We start from the raw sequence: 23224 nt of genomic DNA, 5'->3' as shown, positions 1-23224 counted from the left end.
GCGATCGGCTGGGGCGTGCAGATCGACCGCGTGGAGATCAAGGACGTGTCGCTGCCGGAGACGATGAAGCGGTCCATGGCCCGGCAGGCCGAGGCCGACCGTGAGCGCCGCGCCCGGGTCATCAACGCGGACGCGGAACTCCAGGCCTCCAAGAAGCTGGCGGAGGCCGCCGGGGTGATGTCCGAGCAGCCCGCGGCGCTCCAGTTGCGGCTGCTGCAGACGGTGGTGGCCGTCGCGGCCGAGAAGAACTCGACGCTCGTGCTCCCGTTCCCGGTGGAACTCCTCAGGTTCCTGGAGAAGGCGCAGCAGTCGGTCGGGGCGCAGCAGCCCGCCGCGACGCAACAGCCGGTCGGGGCACGGCAGTCGGCCGAGCTCCAGGACGCACCGCAGCCGTCCGGAGCGCAGCAGTCGGCCGAGGCGCTGCGGCCGTCCGTCCCGGCCCCGGCACCCGTACCGGCCGAGATCCAGGAGTCCGGCCGACCGGTGCGGGAGCAACTTCCCTCCCCGGAAGTTCCCTTGAGTGAAGAGCCCGAGGGATCGAAAACAGGACAGGACTAGTCCTCACCGTCCGCACAACGGTCGCCTGCACACAGTGTTTGCACCGGAAACCCACGTGGCATCACCACGCACAGTCAAGGCGCAGGGGGCGTACGCCCGTTGACGTACGCGCGTCCTGAAGTCGACCTTGTGTGCCCCCTGTGTGCCTGGGAATAGTGGGCCGGGAACAACCGGCGCGGACGCGGTTTGACGCGGTTTCTTGTCGTGTGCCGGGTCCGTGCGCGTACGCCTTCCGGTCTCGGTGGTCCCCCACGACCTTCGCGGCCGACCCCCCACAGGAGGACGTCAGTTGAAGCACCGACGCATACCCAGGCGGCGTGCCGTCATGACGGGTGCGGGCATCGCCGCGCTCGTCGCCGCGGGAGTCACCTTCCAGACTGCGAACGCGAGCGAGGCGCCGAAGGCCGGCGCGCCGCACACCCTCTCGGTCGCGGCGGCCGGAAAGCTCGCCTCGACCCTCGGCAAGGACCTCGGCGCCGACGCGGCGGGGACGTACTACGACGCGAAGTCCCGGCACCTCGTCGTCAACGTGCTCGACGAGACCGCGGCCGAGGCCGTCACGGAGGCCGGGGCCGAGGCCAGAGTCGTCGAGAACTCCCTCGCCGAGCTGAAGAGCGCTCGCGCGACGCTCAGCAGTGACGCGACCATCCCCGGTACGTCGTGGGCGACCGACCCGGAGACCAACAAGGTCGTCGTCACCGCGGACCGCACGGTCTCCGCGACCGAGTGGACCAAGCTCTCCAAGGTCGTGAAGGGCCTCGGCGCCAAGGCCGAACTCCAGCGCACCAAGGGGGAGTTCAAGCCCTTCATCGCCGGCGGTGACGCCATCACCGGCTCCGGCGGGCGCTGCTCGCTCGGCTTCAACGTGGTCAAGGACGGGCAGCCCTACTTCATCACCGCCGGGCACTGCACCGAGGCGATCTCGACCTGGTCGGACTCCAGCGGCACCGAGATCGGCAAGAACGAGCAGTCCAGCTTCCCGAACAACGACTTCGGTCTGGTCAAGTACACCGGGAACGTCGGCCACCCGAGCGAGGTCGACCTCTACAACGGCTCCACGCAGGCCATCGCCAAGGCCGGCGACGCCACCGTGGGCATGAAGGTGACCCGCAGCGGTTCCACCACCCAGGTGCACGACGGCACGGTCAAGGGCCTGGACGCCACCGTGAACTACGGCAACGGCGACGTCGTCAACGGACTCATCCAGACCGACGTCTGCGCCGAGCCCGGTGACAGCGGAGGCTCGCTCTTCTCCGGCGACACCGCGATCGGTCTCACCTCCGGGGGCAGCGGCGACTGCACCTCGGGCGGCGAGACCTTCTTCCAGCCGGTCACCGAGGCGCTCTCGGCCTTCGGCGCCCAGATCGGCTGACGGCTCACCGTCCCGGCGGAGTCCCGTCCCCGCGCAGGCTGCGGGGGCGGGACTCCGCCGTGTGTACCGGAGAGGCCCCCACGGCCCAGACCGGCCGGCGTTTGCGCAGGTCGGAGGGGCTCGGACGGATGTCGCACAGTAGTTCGAAAATTGGTCTATGGTGGGGGTGAGGTAATTGGGAACGAATGTTCGGGAGCTCGTGCGGGCTCACGGGTGCGGGAGGCGCGTGTGTCGGGATTCACGCATCTGCACACCGTGTCCGGGTTCTCCCTGCGGTACGGGGCCTCGCACCCGGAGCGGCTGGCCGAGCGTGCCGCCGAGCGGGGCATGGACGCCCTCGCGCTCACCGACCGGGACACCCTCGCGGGCTCGGTCCGGTTCGCCAAGGCGTGCGCCAGGGCGGGTGTCCGTCCGCTGTTCGGCACCGAGCTCGCGGTGGGGGAGCCCGAGCGCGGCGGGAAGCGGCGGGCCCCGGTCCGTGGCGGCGCCTTCGTCGACGAGTCGGCACCTCGTGCGACCTTCCTCGCCCGGGACGGCGCGGCGGGCTGGGCCGACCTCTGCAGAATCGTTACGGCCGCGCATGCGGGCGACCCCGCCGGCGACCGGCCCCGGTTGTCCTGGCCGGACAACCACGCCGAAGGCCTGACCGTACTCCTCGGCCCCGCCTCCGACGTCGGCCGCGCGCTGGCCGCCGGACGCCCCGACCGGGCCGCGAAGCTGCTCGCGCCCTGGCGGGAGGTCTACGGCGACGCCCTGCGGCTGGAAGCGGTGTGGCACGGCCGTGAGGGGACCGGGCCGGGGTCCCTGCGGCTGGCCGCCCGCACGGTCGGGTTCGCCGCCGAACAGCGGGTGCGCCCGGTGCTCAGCAACGCCGTCCGGTACGCCGACCCCGGCATGGGCCCGGTCGCCGACGTCCTGGACGCCGCCCGGCTGCTCGTCCCGGTCGACCCGCGTCGCGGGCTGGACTCGGGAGAGGCCTGGCTCAAGGACGAGGCCGCCATGCTGGGCGCGGCCGAAAGGATCGTCGAGGCCGCGGGCTACCGCCGCGACACCGCGTACCACCTGCTCGAACAGACCCGGGCGACCGCCGCCGCCTGTCTCGTCGACCCGGAGGACGACCTTGGCATCGGCACCGTCCACTTCCCCGAAGCGCACCTCGTCGGCGCGGGCCGCCGCACCGCCCAGCGGGCCCTGGCCTCCCGTGCGGCGGCGGGCATGGTGCTGCGCGGCTACGACCGAGACCGGGCCTACTGGGAGCGGATGCACCAGGAACTGGACATCATCGCCCACCACGACTTCGCCTCCTACTTCCTGACGGTCGCCCAGGTCGTGGACGACGTAAGGGACATGGGCATCAGAGTCGCCGCGCGCGGCTCCGGCGCGGGCTCTCTCGTCAACCACCTCCTCGGCATCGCGCACGCCGACCCCGTCGAGCACGGGCTGCTGATGGAACGCTTCCTGTCCAAGCGGCGCGCGGTGCTGCCCGACATCGACATCGACGTCGAGTCCGCGCGCCGTCTGGAGGTCTACCGCGCGATCATCGCCAGGTTCGGCACCGAGCGGGTCGCCACGGTATCGATGCCCGAGACCTACCGGGTCCGGCACGCCGTCCGCGACGTGGGCGCCGCCCTCTCCCTGGACCCGGCCGACATCGACCGGATCGCCAAGTCCTTCCCGCACATCCGTGCCCGCGACGCCCGCGCGGCGATGGAGGAACTGCCCGAACTGCGTGAGCTGGCACAGGAGTGCCGGCGGGACGAGGAGAAGTACGGGAGGCTGTGGGAGCTGGTCGAGGCGCTCGACGCCCTCCCGCGCGGCATCGCCATGCACCCGTGCGGCGTACTCCTCTCCGACGCCTCCCTGCTCGCCCGTACGCCGGTCGTGCCGACCAGCGGCGAGGGCCTGCCCATGTCGCAGTTCGACAAGGGGGACGTGGAGGACCTCGGGCTGCTCAAGCTCGACGTGCTGGGCGTGCGGATGCAGTCCGCGATGGCGCACGCGGTGGCCGAGGTGGAGCGGGCGACGGGCGACCGGCCGGACCTCGACTCGGTGCCGCCGGGCGACCCGGCGACGTACCGGCTGATCCAGTCGACCGAGACGCTGGGCTGCTTCCAGATCGAGTCCCCGGGCCAGCGCGACCTGGTCGGACGGTTGCAGCCCGCGACCTTCCACGACCTCGTGGTCGACATCTCGCTCTTCCGGCCGGGGCCGGTCGCCGCCGACATGGTGCGGCCGTTCATCGAGGCGCGGCACGGCCGGGCGCCGATCCGCTATCCGCACCCCGACCTGGAGCGGCCGCTGAAGGAGACGTACGGGGTCGTCGTCTTCCACGAGCAGATCATCGACATCGTCGACATCATGACCGGCTGCGGACGCGACGAGGCGGACCGGGTGCGGCGCGGGCTCTCCGACCCCGAGTCGCAGGGGCGGATCCGGTTCTGGTTCGCGCAGCACGCGGCGGCGAAGGGATACGACGCCGAGACCGTCGCGCGCACCTGGGAGATCGTCGAGGCCTTCGGGTCGTACGGCTTCTGCAAGGCGCACGCGGTCGCCTTCGCCGTGCCGACGTACCAGTCGGCCTGGCTGAAGGCCCATCACCCGGCCGCCTTCTACGCGGGGTTGCTCACCCATGACCCCGGGATGTACCCGAAGCGGCTGCTGCTGGCGGACGCGCGGCGGCGAGGGGTGCCGATCCTGCCGTTGGACGTGAACCGGTCCGCGGTCGCCCATTGTATCGAACTGGTGTCTGATTCACGGGGGTCCGAGAGCTGGGGCCTCCGGCTGGCGCTCTCCGACGTGCACGGCATCAGCGAGGCCGAGGCCGCACGGATCGCGGACGGGCAGCCGTACGGCTCGCTGCTCGACTTCTGGGAGCGGGCCCGGCCGAGCCGCCCGCTCGCCCAGCGGCTGGCCCAGGTCGGCGCGCTGGACGCCTTCGGCGCCAACCGCCGTGATCTGCAACTGCACCTGAGCGAACTGCACCGGGGCGCGCGGGGCGGGCGGGCGGATCGGCTTCCTCCCGCACTCCTCGACATGGGGGAGGCGCTCTCGGCCGGAGGGCGGACGACGGCACCGGCCGGGCTGCCCGATCTCTCCTCGGCGGAGCGGCTCAGCGCCGAGCTCGGTGTGCTCTCCATGGATGCCTCCCGCAATCTCATGGACGACCACCGCGGGTTCCTGGAGGAGCTGGGCGTGGTCACGGCGCGCCGGCTGCGGGAGGCACGGCACGGTGAGACCGTCCTGGTGGCCGGGGCCAAGGCGGCCACCCAGACCCCGCCGATCCGGTCCGGCAAGCGGGTCATCTTCACCACCCTGGACGACGGCACCGGCCTGGTCGACCTCGCCTTCTTCGACGACTCGCACGACGCCTGCGCCCACACCGTCTTCCACTCCTGGCTGCTGCTGGTGCGCGGAGTGGTGCAGCGCCGTGGCCCGCGCAGCCTCAGCGTGGTGGGAGCGGCGGCCTGGAACCTCGCCGAACTGGTCGAACTGCGCGCCCGGGGCGGCCTCGACGTGGTCGCCGCGCACCTCGCCGAGCCCGCGGCGCGGAAGCCGGAGCCGGGGGAGCGCGGGGAGCCGGCCGGGCCGGGGAAGTCCGGCGGCGGCCCTGCGGAGGGCCGCACGATCCGCATGTCCACGGGGTACGAGATGCACCCCTGGGCCGATCTGCGTCCCGCGGGCGAAGGTCCCGCGGGTGGAAAGAAGCTGTGGCACCAGAGTCCGGGGAGTGCGGGATGACCATCCTCTGCGTACGTTTCCAGCTGCCTCCGATGTACGAGGCGGCCCTGCCTCGACTGCTCGGACTGCTGGAGGACTTCACCCCCGTCATCGAGGCGCTGCCACCCGACGGGGCGCTGCTGGACCTGCGGGGCGCCGAGCGGTACTTCGGGCGCAACGCCGTGGAGCTGGCCTCGCTGATCCGGTTGCGGGCGCTCGCCCTGCACGGGATCGACTGCGTGATCGGCGCCGGACCCGGCCCGATGCTCGCGCGGATGGCTCTGCGGGACGCCGCGCCGGGCGTGACCCCCGTGGTGCCCGAGGCGCCGGACGCCGTCGCCGGATTCCTCGCCGAGCGGCCCGTCGCCGCGCTGCCGGGAGTCGGCGGCGCCACCGCCCGCACCCTGTGCGAGTACGGCCTCGACACCATCGGCAAGGTCGCCGCCGCACCCCTGTCCACACTGCAACGCCTCACCGGCGCCAGGGCGGGCCGCGAACTGCGCGAGAAGGCGTCCGGCATCGACCGCGGCCGGGTCGTGCCGAACGCCACCTCACGCTCCCTCGCCACCGAACACCCCTTCCGGCGAGATGAATTGGATCCTTCCCGGCATCGCCGCGCGCTGCTCTGCGCGGCCGAGGACCTGGGTGCCCGGCTGCGCGCCCTGGAGAAGGTCTGCCGCACGCTGACCCTGACCGTCCGGTACGCCGACCGCTCCACGACCACGCGCAGCCGCACCCTCAAGGAGCCGACCGCCCATTCGCCGGCGCTCACCGGCACGGCGTACCGCATGTACGAGGCGCTCGGCCTCCAGCGGGCCCGGGTCCGGGGGATCGCCCTGCGCGCCGAGGGGCTCACCCCCGCCGAACGGGCCGCGTACCAGCTCACCTTCGACCCGGTGGACGAGAAGGTCCGCCGCGTCGAGGAGGTCGCGGACAGGGCGCGGGCGAGGTTCGGGCCGCATGTGATCGGGCCGGGGACGCTGGCCGCGTGACGTCCCGGGTCGGCCGGGGGCGCCAGGCCCTGTCCGACCGTTCCCTCCCGCCCGGCGACGCCGGGAACGTTCGGACAGGCCCTAGTTGGCCCACGGAGGCGTGATGACCGAGCCGTCGGCCAGCTCCGCCCGGAGGCCGATCGACGTGGTGACCCAGGAGACGGCGGTCTCCCGGGTCGGGTTCTCGACGCCGAGGGTGGCTCCCGGATTGATGATCACGGTGTCGCCCGCGGTCACCCGCTCGGCGCGGCCGTCGAGCGTGATCAGCAGTTCGCCGGAGAGGAGATGGAAGATCTCCTCATGGCTGACGGTGTGCTCCGGGGCCTTGAGCCCCGCGGGGATCTCCCCCCGCCAGGCGCACAACTCCTTGCTCCCGCTGCGGGGGGTGGCGTACGAGACGAATCGGGCGCCGTGGATCTCGTGGACGACGGCTTCGGACGAACGGACGACGGGCATGGGCAACTCCTGGATCGGGAATATGGTCAATCTGCTTGACCATCTTGACGGGCTCTATGGTCAAGCCGCTTGACCGATTCGTCAAGGGTGTTTCAATGCACCCGTGCAGAACTCGGAAGCCATGGCCCTCGCCGTCGCCCTGCTCGCCGCCGCGGGCGAGTTGACGCAGCGCATCAACGACGGTGTCGTGGAGCGCGGGTTCGAAGGGCGGCCCGCCTACGGCTTCGCCTTCGCCCGCCTCGCCGCCGGCGGCGCGACGGTCACCGACCTCGCCGCTCATCTCGGGGTCACCAAGCAGGCCGCCAGTCAGTTGGTCGACGAGCTCGTCCGCAAGGGGTACGTCGAGCGGCACCCGCACCCCGACGACGCGCGCGCCCGGCTGATCGTGCTGACCGAGCGGGGCCGGGCCTGTACGCGCGCCGCGGAGGAGGCCGCCGCCGACGTCGTGCGCGCGTGGGGCGACCTGCTGGGCGAGGGTGAGATGCGCGCGTTGCACGACCGTTTGGCGCGCATCGCGCCCTATGGTCCCATCAGGCCCGCCTGGTGACGGTTCATCGGGTGTAGCCGCCACCTTTAATTACCGCTGGAAGTTTTTACTCGCGCGTAACTTCACACCGGAGCTACTCGCCCGTAACTTGACGAGTGAACAGCATCCTCGTGATCCGGATCACAGGGCGTACGCCGTCGCAACTCCCTTGAGCCGCAAGGAGATCACCCGATGCTGCCCTGGAAACGAGTGCTCAGACCCCTCGCCGCGCTGCTGCTGACCGCCGCGGTCGCCGTCGTCCCCGCCGCCACCGCCCAGGCGGAATCCGCCCCCAGCCACGGCTGGAACGACTACTCCTGCAAGCCGTCCGTCGCCCACCCCCGCCCCGTCGTCCTCGTCCACGGAACCTTCGGGAACTCCGTCGACAACTGGCTGGCCCTCGCTCCCTACCTCGAGGTCCGCGGCTACTGCGTCTTCTCCCTCGACTACGGGCAGTTGCCCGGAGTGCCCCTCTTCAACGGCCTCGGCCCCATCGACAAGTCGGCAGGACAGCTCCAGGTCTTCGTCGACAAGGTGCTCGCCGCGACCGGCGCCGCCAAGGCCGACCTCGTCGGCCACTCGCAGGGCGGCATGATGCCCCGCTACTACCTCAAGTTCCTCGGCGGGGCCGCCAAGGTAAACGCCCTGGTCGGCATCGCGCCCGACAACCACGGCACCACACTCAGCGGCCTCACCAACCTGCTGCCGTACTTCCCGGGCGCCGAGGACCTGCTGAAGGCGACCACTCCCGGACTGGCGGACCAGATCGCCGGCTCCGACTTCCTGACCAAGCTCAACGCCGGCGGCGACACCGTCGCGGGCGTCCACTACACGGTCATCGCCACCAGGTACGACGAGGTGGCCACGCCGTACCGCTCGCAGTTCCTCAGCGGGCCCGACGTCGACAACGTCCTGCTGCAGGACCTGTGCGGGCTCGACCTCTCCGAGCACGTGGCGATCGGTCTCTTCGACCGCATCGCCTTCCATGAGGTGGCGAACGCCCTCGACCCGGCGCACGCCAAGGCCACCACCTGCGCCTCCGCGTTCAGCTGAGCACGCCACCGGGGGCTGTCCGGCCTGAGCCGCCGGACAGCCCCCGGATCTCCCCGTGCCTAGCGGCCGCTGCGGCCCCCCGTGACCGCGCGGCGCCGGACCGAGGCGAACAGGGCCGCGGCGCCGAGCGCCAGGGCGGCGGCTCCGCCGATCGCGATGTAGGGCGTGCCGGCGTCGCCGCCCGTCTCGGCGAGGTTCCCGGATGAGCCGGCCGCTTCGGGCCGGTTCGAGCCGTCCGTGCCCGCCCCGGCGGGCTGGGCCGAGGTGTCCGCACCGGCCCCGTCCGTGGCCGCCTTCGGCTCCGCGGACGTACGGGCGTCGTTGTCGCCGTGGCCATGATGCTCGACCGTCGATCTGTCGGTGCCGTCCTCGAACTGCTCCTCGGAGGGCGCCGAGGCGGTCGGCGCCGGAGCGGTGCCGCCCGACGAGCCGCTGCCGCTCTTGCCGCCGTAGGTGACGTCGGAGCAGGAGTAGAAGGCCTCAGGGCTGTCCGAGCGCTGCCACACCGCGTACAGCAGCTGCTTGCCGGAACGCTCCGGGAGCGTGCCGGTGAAGGTGTAGAAGCCGCCCGAGGCGACCGGGTCGGTGGCCGTCGCGACCGGGTGCGCCAGATCCAGGTCGTCCCAGGCGAGCGGCTTCGACGGGTCGTAGCCGGCCTTGGTCACGTACACCTTGAACGTGCCCTTGTGCGGCGCGGTCACGCGGTACTCGAAGGTGTACGCGCCGCTGCTCACGGAGGTCGCCGGCCAGTCGGTGCGGGCCAGGTCGAGCCCCTTGAACTCGTCGTTGTTCGCGCTGCACAGTTTCCCGTCGGGTATCAGCCGCTGGTGCCGCCCGTTCGCGTCGCCGATCCGGATGCCGTTCCAGTCGTACAGCGCCTGCGTCCCGCCCGCGGCGACGGCCGCCTTGCAGGCGTCCGACTTCGGGCTCTCGGGGCCCTCCGCGTAGCACTGGGACACCCGACTGACCGGGTCGCCCACCGAGCCGTGCGCGGACGCGGGGGCGGCGGCCAGTGCCGAGAGAGTGAGCGGGGCGATGCCGACGGTGACGACGACGGCGGCCTTGCGGCGTGCGGGCATGAGGGAACTCCTCGGAAGCGGTCCTCGGTGCGTGGGGTGGATCCCGTGGGGGCGATCAGCAAACTAGCCCCAAGAAACCGGGAAATCGCCTGCTGGAGGGGGGCGGGGGAGATCCTTATGGCGCCGTTAAGGCGGGGCTAACGGAGGGCTCAGGAAGGGGGATGCACCGGGCGTCGCGCCCGAGGGTGAGCCGCCGGCCTGATAGTGGCCGGGCGGTCCCCGGCGAGACGTCTCGGCCGGGTTCGGCGGCGGGCGCCCGGTTACCCGTCGAACTCGGGGAAGACCTCGCAGGTGCTGCGGATCCCCACCATCAAGCACGCGTTCGTCAATCACGGCGAGAGCGACAAGCTGTCCAGCTGCAACCCGTACGCGAAGGCCTACGACGAGGTGTGGGTGGCCGGTCCCGCGGCACGCGAACGGTACGCCCTGGCTGCCGTGGGGGTCGACGACCGGGACGTCGTGGAGATCGGACGTCCGCAGCTGGACGCGATCGAGCCGTACTCCGGTGCGCCCGCGGGCCCGTACACCACCGTCCTCTACGCCCCCACGTGGGAGGGCTGGGACGGCAACCCGGGCAACACCTCGGTCGTCGAGGCCGGCGAGAACATCGTCCGCGCCCTCCTCGCCGATCCCCGGGTCCGTCTCCTGTACAAGCCGCACCCGCTGACCGGATCGGTCGATCCCCGTGCGGGAGCCGCGAACACCCGGATCCAGGAGATGATCCGCGCCGCGAACGCCCTGCGTGCCGTGGAGCATGCCGACGAGCGGCCCGCGCCCTTCGCGGCGGCGGAACTGGCCCGGCGGACCGCCGAACTCGACGCTCTGACCACGTCCTCGTTCCGGGCGAGCGCCGACGACGCGGAACGGATGCTCATCCAGACGGTGCCCGCACCCGGCCGGGCCGCGGCCGTGGCCGCCGCGACCGCCGCCTGGGAAACCGCGTACCGGGCCTCGTTCCCGGCGTGGGAGCACCGGATCGTCGTCGGGGCGCGGCCGACCGTCTACGCCTGCTTCAACGTGGCCGACCTGCTGGTCAGCGACGTCTCCAGCGTCATATCCGACTATCTGGCGAGCGAGAAGCCCTACGCCGTCGCCAACACCAGCGGGCTCTTCGAGCAGGACTTCCGCGACACCTTCCCGACGGTCCGGGCCGGCGCCGTCCTCACTCCGGACGCCTCCGGCATACCGGCTCTGCTGGAGACCGTGCGCGAGCCGGAGAAGGACACCTGCGCCGAGGCCCGCAGCGAGCTCAAGCAGCACCTGCTGGGCCCCTCCGACCCGCCGTCCGCCGTCCGCTTCGACGAGGCCGCCCGTGCGCTGTGCGCGGCGGCCGACGGACACCGGGCGGGCATGGCGGTGCGTGCGCTCCCGGTCATCCCGGCACCTCGGGAGGCCGCGGCGACGCCGGACGCCGAGCGCGCCAGGGGCTGAGCGCCGCCCCGCACCTCAGATCCCGCGGCCGGCGCCGGAGACATCGCGGCCGGCGCCGACGGGGGAGTCGGGCGGCGGCGTCGGGGGAGTGCTGACGCCGCGATCGAGTAGGTAGCGTTCGCGGCATGACAGAAGAGGAGATCCGGCCGGCCGTCGCCGCCGACGTGCCGGCCGTGAGGGCCGTGATCGACACGGCGTTCCATCCGTACATCGAGCGCATCGGGCTGGTTCCGGCGCCCATGGAGGCGGATCACGAGGCGAACGTGGCCGCGGGCCATGTGTTCGTCACGGGGGAGCCGCTGACGGGGCTCGTCGTGGTCGAGGCGCGCGAGGACCATCTGTACCTCGACATCATCGCCGTCCGCCCCGACGCGCACGGCACGGGCGTGGGGCGCAGGCTTCTGCACTTCGTGGAGGCACACGCGCGCGAGCTCCGGCTCCCCGAGATCCGGCTGCTGACGAACGCGAAGATGTGGGAGAACCAGAAGATCTACCCGAAGTACGGGTACGAGGTCGTGGAGCGCCGCGTGGACGGCCCGTACGACCGCGTCCACTACCGCAAGCGGCTGGACTGAGCGGCCGGGCGAAGGCGGGTCACCGCAGCCCGGACGGACCGACGGCAGGTCCTGTCACCGAGCGAGACCGGAGCGACGGCGGATGTCCGGCGCGGTGCGAGGCCGGAGTGACGGCGGATGTCCGGCGCGGTGCGAGGCAACGACGGCCCGGAGGCCCGTTGCCACGGGGGGCCGGCACGATCTGGGCGTTGTCGGGCCGCCGGATCAGCCGTCCGGCCACCACGTTCGCGCGATGTCCTTCCGGACTTCGGAGCGCCCGGCGGGGCGCTCGTCGGTCTCCTCCCGCACGCGGCGGGAGTCCGACTTCCTCTGGGGCTTCTGCACGGTCACTCGGCGCATCGCTGCCTCCTTGTGCCTACCGATCTCCGCGGTCGTACGGAGGTAGACCCTTTCCGGGAGAGTTACTCATCGGCCGGGATCTGTCTGTGGCGCCAGTCACGAATCGACTGTCAGTGGTGGCTGTCACCCTGGGGCCCATGACGCATCACACTGACACGAATCCGGGAGCGGGCGTCGACTGGGACGCGGAGTCCGTCACCTTCGACGACGAGCCCGACCACGGCCTGCGCGACCCGGTCGTACGCGAGGCGTGGGCGGCCAGGATGGCGGCGTGGCTGCCGCGTCCAGCGTCCGACGTCCTCGACGTCGGATGCGGCACCGGCAGCCTGTCACTGCTCGCGTCCGAGCGCGGGCACCGGGTCACCGGGGTCGACGCCTCACCCCGCATGGTCGAGCTCGCCCGCGCCAAACTGGCCGGTCGTGACGCGGTGTTCCTCCTGGGTGACGCGGCGGCACCTCCCGTCGGCGAGGAACGGTTCGACGTGCTGATCTGCCGCCATGTGCTGTGGGCGCTGCCGGAAACCGGGCGCGTCCTGCGGCACTGGCACGGGCTGCTCCGCCCGGGAGGGCGGCTCGTGCTCGTCGAGGGCCGGTGGGGGACGCTGAGCCCGGTCGGCCTGCCCGCCGAGCGGCTGGCCGCCCTGGTGGAGCCCCTGGCGGCGGGCCTGACCGTGGAGCCGCTGTCGGGCGACGCGCGACTGTGGGGCCGCGAGGTCGACGACGAGCGGTACGCGGTGGTCGCCACCGTATGACCCGGGTCGAGCCCCGCCCGGCGGATGCCGGGCGGGCGCTGGGGGGCGTTCGGGGCAGGTCGGTCAGGCCGTCCGGGCGTCACAGACCCGGGCTGATCCGAAACGGCACCCCCTAGGCCAGCAGGGACTCGAAGTCGCCTTCGCGCGCGAGGTGTTCGAGCTCGTCCAAGGCGCGCTCGGCGGCGGTGGCGGCCTCCGGATCGGTGGTCGCCAGACCGCTGGCCGCGAACTCGTCCTCGTCCAGGCGCAGTACGGTCCTGCCGTCGGCCGAGCGCCACAGGTCGAGGTCGAGGTCCTCGACGATCAGCTCGTCGCCGGAGACCGTCGCAGGTCGGGTGATGTCGCAGTACCAGCCCTTGAGCACGCCCTCGGCGTCGCGGACCTCCTTCACCGAGTACCAGCGGTCGCGCCAGTAGTGCTCGGTGAAGACGTCGCCCCGCTCGAACCGCACGAAGCCGAAGTCGCGGGCGTCGTCGCCCGCCCACGGGGCACGCACGGTCACCCGGTTGCCGTCGTCCCGCAGCAGCTCGGCCGGATAACTGATCTTCGTATGCCCGTACTTGACGAGCACGACCCTCAACGAGCTGCGGCCGTCAGACGAGTTCGCGGGCATACGCCACCTCCGTCGCACAGATCTTGTAGCCCAGCCACCGGTTGATCGCGAGCATCGGGCCGTTCCGCGCGTCGTTGCCCGTGAATGCCTGCGTGAAGCCGGCGGCGCGGGCGCGGTACAGGGAGTGGTTCTTGGCGAGCTTGGCCAGGCCGCGGCCGCGGAAGGCGCGGGCGGTACCCGTCATCACCGTGCCGTAGCGCGTGCCGCCGTCGGTGCGGGCCGCGCTGAACGCGGCGGGCCGGCCGTCGACCACGGCCACCGACGTCAGCTCATGACTGAGGAGCGGGTGGTGCCACGTCTCCTTCAGCCAGGCTTCGTAGTCCGTGAACTCGCGGTCGAGGTCACTCGGTTCGTCCAGCAGCGTCGCCGCGTCCAGCTCGAACAGAGGGCGCGGGTCGTCCGCGAAGTCCGCGGCGGTGCGCAGTTCGACGCCCGCGGGCGTCTCCTGGAGCGGCGGCAGGGGGGTGTTCGCCAGGTCGAAGCGGAGGAAGTGCGCCAAGCGGCCGGCACGGTAGCCGCGCTTCTCGGCGAAGGCGCGGTCCGCGGTCCTGTCGAGCACCCACGTGTGCAGCTTCTTCGCGCCCAGGGCGCCGAGCCGGTCCTCGGCGGTGCTCACCAGCAGTGCGCCCGCGCCGCGTCCGGTCCGCTCCGGGTGCACGTACACGGTGAGGGAGCCCTGGCCCGGCTCGGGGCTGTCGTACACCATGCCCACCTGCGCGGTGCCGATCGGTTCGCCGTCCTCCTCGGCCAGCAACAGCCGGTAGTGGGAGTCCGGATGAGCGTGCTCCAGGTCATGGGCGATGGACTCGGGCGTGAAGAGCATGAAGGGGAGTGCCAGGTGACGGATGCGGGCGAAGCCCTCGGCGTCCGCCGGGTCCCCGGGGCGCAGCTCGCGGACGATCACTGTCATGGGGCCGCACGCTACGCGTGCGTCACGGCGGATGCCTCTCATTTTCGGGCGCGTACGGGACAATCGCTGCGTGACTTTGAAGATCCACATTCATGAGGGGGCCGCTCCTTACGAACAGGTGCGTGCCCAGATCTCCGAGCAGGCCCGTTCCGGCGCGCTGCCGGTCGGCTACAAGTTGCCCACGGTGCGGGGGCTCGCCGAGTCGCTCGGCCTGGCCGCCAACACCGTCGCCAAGGCGTACCGGGCCCTGGAGGCGGACGGGGTCATCGAGACGCGGGGCCGCAACGGCACGTTCGTGGCCGCCGCGGGCGACGCCGCCTCGCGCGAGGCCGCCATCGCGGCCCAGGGGTACGCCGAACGCGTACGCCGTCTCGGGCTCAGTGAGGCGGCGGCCCTGGACGCCGCACGGGACGCCCTGCGGGCGGCGTACGGAGCCTAGGCGCTCCGCTGCGCGCTCGGCCGACGTCCGGCTGCGGCACCGTCGTGGCTGGTCGCGCAGTTCCGCGCGCCCCTGCGGGGCACGGGTGGCCGGCGCCGAGTCCATGGAGTCCACGGGCGGGCGTTACGGGGTCCGCGTGACGGTCAGTCCCGCCGCGTGTGCCGCGCGGGCGAAGGCGACCGCGTCGTGGACCGCCGCCCCGTTCGGATCGTTGTTGAAGTACGCGTACACCTCACGGCCCTCGGGCCAGGCGTCCGCGATGCGCGCCGCCCACGACGCCAGGGACTGCCGGCCGTAGCGCGGCCACTGCCGGGCGCGTCCCTCGTGGAAGCGGACGTAGCCCCATGCGGCGGTCCGCCACAGCGGGGTCACCGGCCGGGCCAGCACGTCGGCCCAGCACAGCGCCGCGCCCCGCGCCTCCAGTACCTCGCGCACCCGGGGCGTCCACCACGAGTCGTGACGCGGTTCGACGGCGACCCGCGTGCCCGACGGGAAGCGGGCGAGGCAGTCGTCGAGGAGTCCGGGGTCGGCGTGCAGCGTGGGCGGCAGCTGGAGCAGGACCGGTCCGAGACGGTCGCCGAGTCCCGCGGCGTGGTCCATCAGCCGGTGCACCGGCTCCTCCGGGTCGCGCAGCCGCTTGATGTGGGTCAGATAGCGGCTCGCCTTGACGGCCACGACGAATCCGTCGGGAGTACGCTCCCGCCAGCTCTCGAACGTCTCGCGAGACGGCAGCCGGTAGAAGGCGTTGTTGATCTCGACCGTCGCGAAGTGCGCCGCGTACTCCTCGAGCCAGAGTCGCAGGGGCAGTCCGTCCGGGTAGAGGACGCCGCGCCAGTCCTTGTACTGCCACCCCGACGTGCCGACGTACAGGGTCATGCCTCCATGAAAGAACACCGGACCGTCCGCCGCACCCGGGTGCGGCGCGCACCGCACCCGGGTGCGGCCTACAGGTACAGCCCCGCGTCCGCGCCGTCGCGCTGGTCCGGCACCGACGTCGGGCTGGTGCCCCGGCGCAGCGCGTACAGCTCCGCGAGGGTCGCGCCGTCGCGCGGGACGCCCTCCTCCGTGCCGAGCCAGCCGACGGCCTCGGAGCGGGTCAGGGGCCCGACCTCGATGCGGGCGAGGCAGCGGCCGGGGCGGACCACGGCGGGGTGCAGACGCTCCAGGTCCTCGTTCGTCGTGACGCCCACGAGGACGTTGCGGCCCTGGCCGAGCAGCCCGTCCGTGAGATTGAGCAGACGGGACAGCGCCTGGCCCGCCGTGTGCTTCGCCTCGCCGCGGATCAGTTCGTCGCAGTCCTCCAGCAGGAGCAGCCGCCAGCGGCCCTTGCCCGTGGCGTCCTCCTCGCCGATCGCGATGTCCATCAGATAGCCGACGTCGGAGAAGAGCCGCTCGGGGTCGAGGACGCAGTCGACCTGGCACCAGTCGCGCCACGAGCGGGCCAGGGTGCGCAGCGCCGAGGTCTTGCCGGTGCCGGGCGGGCCGTGCAGGAGCAGCAGCCGGCCGGCGATGCCCTCGGGGGTCGTCTTCATCAGGCGGTCCATCGCGTCGGCCACCGGCTCGGTGTAGTTGGCCCGGACCTCCTCCCACGTACCGGCCGAGATCTGACGCGTCGTGCGGTACGGGCCGCGGCGCGGCGACACGTACCAGAATCCCATCGTCACGTTCTCCGGCTGCGGCTCGGGTTCGTCCGCGGCGCCGTCCGTCGCCTGGCCGAGCACCTTCTCGGCCAGCTCGGCGCTGGTCGCGGTCACGGTCACGTCGGCGCCGCGGTTCCAGCGGGAGACCAGGAGGGTCCAGCCGTCGCCCTCGGCGAGGGTCGCGCTGCGGTCGTCGTCGCGCGCGGAGCGCAGCACGCGGGCGCCCGGCGGGAGCAGGGTCGCCCCGGACCGTACGCGGTCGATGTTCGCCGCGTGCGAGTGCGGCTGCTCGCCCGTCGCGAAGCGGCCGAGGAACAGCGCGTCGACGACGTCCGACGGCGAGTCGCTGTCGTCGACGTTGAGCCGGATCGGCAGAGCGTCGTGTGGGTTGGCAGACATGCCGCCATGATCCGTCACACGGGCTTCGCTTGCACCCGGTTTCCGTAGTGCGCCGCGAGTGTCGTCCGAGGTCCGGTGCTTCCGGTGTGTCCCTTCCATCCTGTTACAGGGCTGTGCACTCACGGGATCTGTCCGACGGCCAAGGCCCGCGGTTACTGTTGCCCATGATGGGACGTCATGGGTGGAATTCGGGGGCACGGCGGTGGCGGCTCACCGCGCTGCTCGGCGTCGGTGTGGCCGCTCTGGCCCTGGTGGTGACCTTGCTCAACACGCTTCCGGGGGACGGCGGGGGCACGGCCGGCACCACCCGTGACGGGGACAAGGTGCACGGCACACCCGTCACGCCGCCCGGGTCGCCGCGGCCGGACGTGGGCTGGGGCTTCACGCACACCCAGTTCAGTGCCGACGAGGGCAGCGACGCCGCCGTCGAGCGGGCCGAGGGGCTGCTGGAGAAGCAGTCGGTGCCGCAGAACCAGCACATCATGGGCTGGGGCGCGGACAATCCCGAGCCGTCCAAGGGGCGTTACGACTTCTCCGCGATGGACGGGCGCATCGACTTCGTCCGCAAGACCGGCGGCACCCCGGTCGTCACCCTGTGTTGCGCACCGGACTGGATGAAGGGTGGCAAGGCGGGCGCCGGCAACACCGACTGGAGTCAGTCCTCCCTGGAGACGGCCCCGGAGCGGTCCCATTACGAGGACTTCGCCGCGCTCGCCGCGACCGTCGCCAAGCGCTATCCGGACGTACGCCACTTCATCGTCTGGAATGAGTTCAAGGGCTTCTGGAACAACAGCGAGGGCCGCTGGGACTACGAGGGCTACACCGAGCTCTACAACCTCGTCTACAGGGCGCTGAAGAAGGTCGACAAGGACATCATGGTCGGCGGGCCCTACCTGGTCATGGACAGCCTCGACCCGCGGCAGAAGGACGGCGCGTCCACGACGGTGAAGGGCACCTGGGGAGCCATGGACCAGCGGGTCCTCGACGCCTTCGACTACTGGAACAAGAACAAGGCCGGAGCGGATTTCGTCGTCGTCGACGGTTCCAGCTACACCAATGACGACGAGATGCTGCCCGACGAGTTCGCGGCCACCGACAAACTCACCGCGGTCGGGAAGTGGGTGCGGGCGCGCACCCACGACCTGCCGCTGTGGTGGGCCGAGTACTACGTCGAGCCGGCCGACGGCGAGGACGAGCGCAACGGCTGGTCCGAGACCCACCGCGTGGCGGTCCAGGCCGCCGGGATGATCGCGATGGTCAAGGGCGGCGCGTCGTCCGGCTTCTACTGGAATCCGGAGGACGAGAAGGGCACGAACTGTCCGGGCTGCCTGTGGACACCGACGGACACCGCAAGCGGGGGCGGGAAGCTCCCCATGTACGACCTGGTGACCCGCTTCGGCAAGGAGTTCGCACCGGGCACGGCGTACAGGTCCGTGTCCGTCGCCGCGGACGACGTGCCCAACGTCCGCGTCCTCGCCACCGACAGGACCGTGCTCGTGGTCAACACGCTCGACCGCTCGATCAGCGCGAAGATCGACGGCAAACGGTTCGAGATGGGTGCGTACGAGGTGAAGTGGCTGACGCGCTGAGCCTCGGGGTACGTGGTGCGCGTGTCGCCGTGCTGAGCCTCCGGTACGTGGTGCGCGTGTCGCCGTGCTGAGCCCCCGGGTACGTGGTGCGGGCGTCGCACGGGCGGGGGCTCGCGCGGAGAACCGCGCGAGCCCCCTCGTCCTTGGTGCGGGCGTTACTTCATGGTCAGGAACCGTTGCACCATCGAGGCGAGCAGCACCGCGAGCAGCGGCAGCGAGAACCAGAAACTGCTCTGCAGCCACCGCAGTTGCCGCACGCTCGGCCGTGCCGCGACACGGACGACCTCCCGGGCGGCCAGCAGCACGATGAGCGCGACCGCCGCCAGGCCGCCCACGACCGACCACGGCGTCCAGGTGATCTGGGGCCCAATCGGTCCGGGATCGGCCTTCTCGACCTTGCCCGAGGGCTGCTTGCGCAGCGTGTACATGGTGACGTCGTCGTTGGCCAGGACCTTCTTCAGCTCCCGGCGGTCGTCGAGGTTGGTGATCAGCCGCGACTCCCACGTCGTCGAATAGCCCACGTCCAGTTCGAGGTAGACCACCTGACTGCGGTTGATCATCAGGTACGAGTTCGGGCCCGCGTCCTTGAGGGCCTTCACGAGCCCGGAGACCAGCACCGGGTCGGGGGGCGCCAGCGTGGGCACGTACTGCACCTTCTCCATGTCCTTCGCGCCCCACGGCATCGCCGGCGTCACGTTGTCGACCGTGTCGTTGCTCAGCCACAGCAGCCGTACCGTCGGATCGTCGTGCTCGTACACGTATTTCATGGCGGCGACCTCGCCCGACCTGATCCGCTCGAAGGGCTCGTTGCCCCAACGGGCCACCAGGAAGCCGCTCATGAGCAGCAGTCCCGCCATCAGGGCGGCGACCGGCGCGAGGCTCACCCGGTCCCGCTCAAGCTCCTTCGCGGTGACGCCCGTGCGCGGGAAGAACGCGAGTCCGGCCAGCAGGGCCGCGCCCGGCAGCGCGAACATGAAGACCCGCAGGGCCATCTCGCCGCCGTACGACTGCATGCCGAAGCCGAGGAACGGCACGAAGGTGAGGACGAGCAGGGACCGCTCGCGGTACTTGTGGTCGCGCCGTCGCCACCAGCCCCAGCAGGCGAAGGCCATCACGCCGCCCGCGAGCAGGACGCGGGTGTACAGGACGAGCTTGTGCGAGGAACTGCCGCCCTGGATACGCCCGGAGACCGACGTCGACACATTGCTGCCCACGCCGCCGACGCCGCCGAACAGATCGTCGAAGTGCCCTGACCAGTAGGGCTCGGCCATGAAGCTCAGCCAGACCGCGACCAGCACGGCGAACAGGATCGGCAGGCCGCGCAGTTCGCAGCGTCCGACGAGCACGAGGACCGCGAGGACGCCCAGCATCACGAACGGGGTCAGCTGGTGCGCGGGCACGGTCGCCGCGAACAGCCCCGTCAGGACCATGAGGAGCACGGCCTGCTGACGGCGGTTCGTCGGCTCGACCTCCGCCTCGCCGGGACGCGCCTTCGTCCACAGCACGCGCGGAGCCCGGAACCAGACGAGCAGGATGGCCACGAAGACGAGGTAGAGCAGATAGGTGAAGCCCTGCGGTGAGAAGTAGTCCTGGCCGACCCAGCCGCTGAGCGCGAAGATCCAGATGCCGGTCCACTTGGCGCGCCAGCCGGCCCGCAGGGAGCGCACCAGCAGGAACATCGGTGCCAGGTAGAGCAGTTGGACGGTCATCGGCCACCAGCGGATGACCTCGGTGAGGTCGCTGACCCCGCACGCCTTCGCGACGAAAGCGGCCACCGCGAAGAAGCCCGGCCAGCTCCAGCGGGCGTCGAGGTCGGGCACCGCGGACCCGGTCCGGTCGATGTAGTCGAGGAAGCCGAGGTGCTGCCACGCCGTCGCGAACCGCGGCTCGGTCTCGATCACGGCGGGCAGCGCGTGCAGCGACACCACGGTGGCGAGCAGCGTGACGCACAGCAGCCCGCGGTGTTCGCGGGCGGTCCACAGCAGCGACGCGAAGACGACGATCAGCAGGGCGGCCCCGCCGAGGGTCGGGAGCGGCAGTACCGAGATGAGGCCCAGGCCGCCCATCTCGTCGAGGGCGCGGTCGTCCAGGGCGAGCGCCGGGACCCAGTACAGCAGCAGCGCCGAGATCAGCAGGCAGCCGAGGACCACACCGGCTCTGGACGGGTGCCGCAGCCGCTCACGCAGCGACGGCAGGGCGTCGTCCGGCGGCAGCGGCGGGTCCGCGTCCGGCCGCGCCGCGGCGGCGGAGACGTTCGCCACCGGCTTGCGTGCCACCGCGACACCGTCCGTGCCGTCCGTCTCGAACGGCGCGTCGACCTCGGGTGCCTCCGCCGGACCCAGCGACGCCTCGGAACCCGGTTCGCGCGCCTCGACGGGCAGCCCGACCGAGGGGCCGGGCTGCACCCGCAGCGCCCAGGTCGGCCGGTGCTCCGGCTGTGCCTTGGGCGTCCCGGTGGGCGGGGTGCCCGGGCCCGGCCGTACGTCCGGCCTGCGCTCCTGGTGGTCGAAGTCGACGTGCACGCCCAGGGCGAGGGTGTCCGAGTCCAGCGCCCACGCGGGACCGTGCCGCCCCTCGCGGGGCTTCGCGACGGGAGCCTCGCGGGCCCCCAGGTCGGCGAGGTCGCCGTCCGGCGCGGCGTCCGCGGGCAGTTCGGCGGGCGGCGCGGTGCGCACGATCCGGTACAGCCTGGGGGCGGCGATCATGACGATCACCGCGAGGCTGGAGATCTCGGCGACCCCGGCGCCGGTCAGGCCCATCCGGGGCAGCAGGAGCACGGTCAGGCCGAGGACCAGGACGCACAGCAGGCCCTGCAACCACGCCAGTCCAGCGGTGCGGCTCTGCGCGCGCAGGACCGCGAAGTACGTCTCCATCACGACCCGCAGCACCGCGCCGACGGCGAACCAGCGCAGCAGCGGGGTCGCCGCGTGCGCGTACCCCTCGCCGAAGACGTGCAGGATGAACGGGGCGCCGAGGAAGAGCAGTCCGCACACCGGCAGCATGATCCGGGCCATGCGCCTGAGGGCGGCCCGCGTGTTGGCGGCCAGCCGTGCCGGGTCGTGCGAGCCCTCGACGGTCAGCGAGGCGCCCATGTTGATCGCCAGCAGGTTGACCGTGCCGCCGATCGTGGTGGTGATGTAGAAGTAGGCGTTGTCGGCGGAGCTCACCTGCGACGCGATGATCACCGGGACGAGGTAGACCACGGCGAGCGAGAACAGGGAGCCCGTGTAGTCCCCGGCGAGGAAGCGGCCGATCTCCTTGAGGGACGGCGGTTTCGCGTGGTCCTCGGTCGCCTTCACGTGCCGGGGCACCAGCCGCCGGAACACCAGCAGTCCGAGCGGCACCACCGACAGGGCGATCGCGGCGACCCAGGAGACGAAGACACCCGTCGTGGGGATCGCGGCGGCGAGACAGACGAGCAGCAGCAGTTTGACCGCGGAGAACACGGTGTTGCCCACGGGCACCCACAGGGCGCTGCGCAGCCCGGTCAGCACACCGTCCTGGAGCGTCAGCACCGACCAGGCGACGACCGCGAGGACGAACCCCAGGCCGTTGAGCGGTCCGTGCAGGAAGCGGTACGACGGGCCCCACAGGTCGAGCGTGAGCAGGAAGACCCCGGCGGCCAGCGCCACGATCACCGAACTGCCCGCGTACGTACGCAGGATCAGCCGTCCGGTGCTGCGCCCGGCGACCGGGATGAACCGGGCCAGCGCGCCCGTCAGCGTGACCGCGGTGAGGCCGGCGAGGAGCTTCATCGCGGCGATGGCGGCGGAGCCCTGGCCGACCGCCGACTCGGAGTAGTAGCGGGCCGCGATCAGCCAGTAGCCGAGCCCGAGCACGGCGGAGATGCCGGTGTTGAGCATCAGCGCGTAGGCGTTGCGGAACAGCTGGTTTCCCCCGTCGGCGCCCTTGCCCTTCCGGCCGGGCAGGCGGAACCGGCGCGCCGGCGGCTGCTCGGGCGCCTCGGCGGGCGTGGAGGCCTGGGCTGTGGTCGTCGTGTCAGACACGGGAACGGATGGCCTTCCGGCGGACCTGTCGTGCTCTTCGGACCACGGCGTACCCCTTGGTGAGGGCGCGGTCCCGGGCGAAGGTGCGGGTGATCGCTCGGCCTTCGACGAGCTGCTCGAACTCGTCGATGCCGGTCGTGCGGCGCACGGTGACGCGTTGCAGGGCGTACGGGCCCTGGCGGCGGCGCGCGAGGGCGTTGCCGACGGCGAGTGACTGGGCGAACCCCGCCTCCCGCACCGTACGGCGCACCCTGCGGCTGGAATAGCCGTACGGGTAGGCGAACGAGGCCGGAGGCGCGCCCAGTTCGTCGGTGACGATCTCCTTGCAGCGCAGCAGCTCGGACCGGAGCGCGTCGTCGGGGATCTGGTCCAGCTCCGGGTGGGTGTGACTGTGCCCGCCGATCTCCACCTGTTCCCCGGCGAGTTCGCGCACCTGGTCCCAGTCCAGCATGGCGTCGAGGCCGCCCCCGGTGTCGTACGGGCCCCTGAGCCAGCCGGTGGAGACGAACAGGGTCGCGGCGAAGCCGTGCTTGGCGAGCACGGGCAGCGCGTGCCGGTGCACGCCCTCGTAGCCGTCGTCGAAGGTGATCAGCACGGGACGGACGGGCAGTGCGGCCCCCGACCGCCAGGCGGCGGCCAGCCGCGCCGTGTCGACCGGGGTGAAGCCCCGGTCGCCGAGCAGCGCCATCTGCTCGGTGAACGCCTCGGGCGCGACGGACAGGGCGCGGGTCGCGTCGTTGGGGGAGTGGGCGATCGAGTGGTACATCAGGATGGGCA

Annotated in this window: 19 protein-coding genes and 1 pseudogene; 11 read left to right on the top strand and 9 right to left on the bottom strand. The window is 71.9% G+C overall.

The genetic code is table 11. The features are described from left to right. The 4 genes from H305_RS50745 to H305_RS0118735 form a co-directional block, all read left to right on the top strand. The coding region (locus H305_RS50745) for an SPFH domain-containing protein (protein WP_037764508.1) at positions 1-558 on the top strand (558 nt) is incomplete at its 5' end. Positions 559-847: 289 nt separating this feature from the next. Then, on the top strand, positions 848-1930 hold the full coding sequence (locus H305_RS0118745) for a S1 family peptidase (RefSeq protein ID WP_078629119.1): 1083 nt from the start codon (positions 848-850) through the stop codon (positions 1928-1930). Positions 1931-2158: 228 nt separating this feature from the next. Then, positions 2159-5668, top strand: coding sequence for a DNA polymerase III subunit alpha (locus H305_RS0118740; protein ID WP_028801729.1), 3510 nt, complete (start codon positions 2159-2161; stop codon positions 5666-5668). Next, the gene (locus tag H305_RS0118735; RefSeq protein ID WP_028801728.1) at positions 5665-6639 is read left to right on the top strand and encodes a DNA polymerase Y family protein; all 975 of its coding nucleotides are present in this window, start codon (positions 5665-5667) and stop codon (positions 6637-6639) included. The genes H305_RS0118740 and H305_RS0118735 overlap by 4 nt, the downstream gene beginning before the upstream one ends. Before the next feature lie 81 nt (positions 6640-6720). Here H305_RS0118735 and H305_RS0118730 read toward each other — a convergent pair whose 3' ends face one another. Further along, positions 6721-7095, bottom strand: coding sequence for a cupin domain-containing protein (locus tag H305_RS0118730; RefSeq protein WP_028801727.1), 375 nt, complete (start codon positions 7093-7095; stop codon positions 6721-6723). Positions 7096-7198: 103 nt separating this feature from the next. On the opposite strand from H305_RS0118730, the gene H305_RS0118725 reads away from it, so the two are divergent. Beyond that, complete coding sequence (locus tag H305_RS0118725) at positions 7199-7642, top strand: MarR family winged helix-turn-helix transcriptional regulator (RefSeq protein ID WP_028801726.1); 444 nt, start codon at positions 7199-7201, stop codon at positions 7640-7642. 171 nt (positions 7643-7813) lie between these two features. Then, entirely contained in the window at positions 7814-8674 is an 861-nt protein-coding gene (locus H305_RS0118720; RefSeq protein WP_028801725.1) for an esterase/lipase family protein, read from the top strand. A gap of 59 nt (positions 8675-8733) precedes the next feature. On the opposite strand, the gene H305_RS0118715 is transcribed toward H305_RS0118720, so the two are convergent. Beyond that, positions 8734-9753: a lytic polysaccharide monooxygenase auxiliary activity family 9 protein gene (locus H305_RS0118715; protein ID WP_028801724.1), complete on the bottom strand. Its 1020-nt coding sequence runs from the start codon at positions 9751-9753 to the stop codon at positions 8734-8736. A gap of 261 nt (positions 9754-10014) precedes the next feature. Here H305_RS0118715 and H305_RS46385 point away from each other — a divergent pair. Both H305_RS46385 and H305_RS0118705 read left to right on the top strand, forming a co-directional pair. Continuing rightward, positions 10015-11184: pseudogene (locus tag H305_RS46385) on the top strand (hypothetical protein); the annotation flags it as partial. A 125-nt stretch (positions 11185-11309) separates the two neighbouring features. Then, a complete protein-coding gene (locus H305_RS0118705; protein WP_028801723.1) occupies positions 11310-11759 on the top strand; it encodes a GNAT family N-acetyltransferase in 450 nt (149 codons plus the stop codon). 204 nt (positions 11760-11963) lie between these two features. Here the strand turns inward: H305_RS0118705 and H305_RS55780 are convergent, their stop codons facing one another. Continuing rightward, complete coding sequence (locus H305_RS55780; protein WP_107440054.1) at positions 11964-12098, bottom strand: hypothetical protein; 135 nt, start codon at positions 12096-12098, stop codon at positions 11964-11966. Between the two features lie 137 nt (positions 12099-12235). On the opposite strand from H305_RS55780, the gene H305_RS0118695 reads away from it, so the two are divergent. Beyond that, positions 12236-12850, top strand: coding sequence for a class I SAM-dependent methyltransferase (locus H305_RS0118695; protein WP_028801722.1), 615 nt, complete (start codon positions 12236-12238; stop codon positions 12848-12850). Between the two features lie 112 nt (positions 12851-12962). Here H305_RS0118695 and H305_RS0118690 read toward each other — a convergent pair whose 3' ends face one another. Both H305_RS0118690 and H305_RS0118685 read right to left on the bottom strand, forming a co-directional pair. Continuing rightward, complete coding sequence (locus tag H305_RS0118690; protein ID WP_028801721.1) at positions 12963-13463, bottom strand: DUF402 domain-containing protein; 501 nt, start codon at positions 13461-13463, stop codon at positions 12963-12965. After that, a complete protein-coding gene (locus H305_RS0118685) occupies positions 13444-14373 on the bottom strand; it encodes a GNAT family N-acetyltransferase (protein WP_028801720.1) in 930 nt (309 codons plus the stop codon). The genes H305_RS0118690 and H305_RS0118685 overlap by 20 nt, the downstream gene beginning before the upstream one ends. Before the next feature lie 70 nt (positions 14374-14443). Between H305_RS0118685 and H305_RS0118680 the strand changes: the two genes are divergently transcribed. Beyond that, complete coding sequence (locus H305_RS0118680) at positions 14444-14812, top strand: GntR family transcriptional regulator (protein ID WP_028801719.1); 369 nt, start codon at positions 14444-14446, stop codon at positions 14810-14812. Positions 14813-14935: 123 nt separating this feature from the next. Here H305_RS0118680 and H305_RS0118675 read toward each other — a convergent pair whose 3' ends face one another. Then, positions 14936-15688, bottom strand: coding sequence for a DUF72 domain-containing protein (locus tag H305_RS0118675; RefSeq protein ID WP_028801718.1), 753 nt, complete (start codon positions 15686-15688; stop codon positions 14936-14938). Between the two features lie 68 nt (positions 15689-15756). Then, the gene (locus H305_RS0118670; protein ID WP_028801717.1) at positions 15757-16851 is read right to left on the bottom strand and encodes a DUF5925 domain-containing protein; all 1095 of its coding nucleotides are present in this window, start codon (positions 16849-16851) and stop codon (positions 15757-15759) included. A gap of 167 nt (positions 16852-17018) precedes the next feature. Here H305_RS0118670 and H305_RS0118665 point away from each other — a divergent pair, with 167 nt between their 5' ends. Beyond that, positions 17019-18440 carry a GH39 family glycosyl hydrolase gene (locus tag H305_RS0118665; protein ID WP_028801716.1) on the top strand — a complete coding sequence of 474 codons (1422 nt, stop codon included), beginning with the start codon at positions 17019-17021 and terminating at the stop codon, positions 18438-18440. Between the two features lie 155 nt (positions 18441-18595). Here the strand turns inward: H305_RS0118665 and H305_RS0118660 are convergent, their stop codons facing one another. Next, positions 18596-22447: a lipopolysaccharide biosynthesis protein gene (locus tag H305_RS0118660; protein WP_028801715.1), complete on the bottom strand. Its 3852-nt coding sequence runs from the start codon at positions 22445-22447 to the stop codon at positions 18596-18598. Then, positions 22440-23213 carry a polysaccharide deacetylase family protein gene (locus H305_RS0118655; protein WP_199791427.1) on the bottom strand — a complete coding sequence of 258 codons (774 nt, stop codon included), beginning with the start codon at positions 23211-23213 and terminating at the stop codon, positions 22440-22442. Before H305_RS0118655 ends, H305_RS0118660 begins: the two co-directional genes overlap by 8 nt. Positions 23214-23224: the final 11 nt, after the last annotated feature.

This window comes from Streptomyces sp. 142MFCol3.1 (assembly GCF_000424945.1).
In the GTDB taxonomy this organism is placed as follows: Bacteria; Actinomycetota; Actinomycetes; order Streptomycetales; family Streptomycetaceae; genus Streptomyces; species Streptomyces siamensis.
Note: the sequence above shows the minus strand (reverse complement) of the source record. Positions and strands in the feature narration are given on the sequence as shown.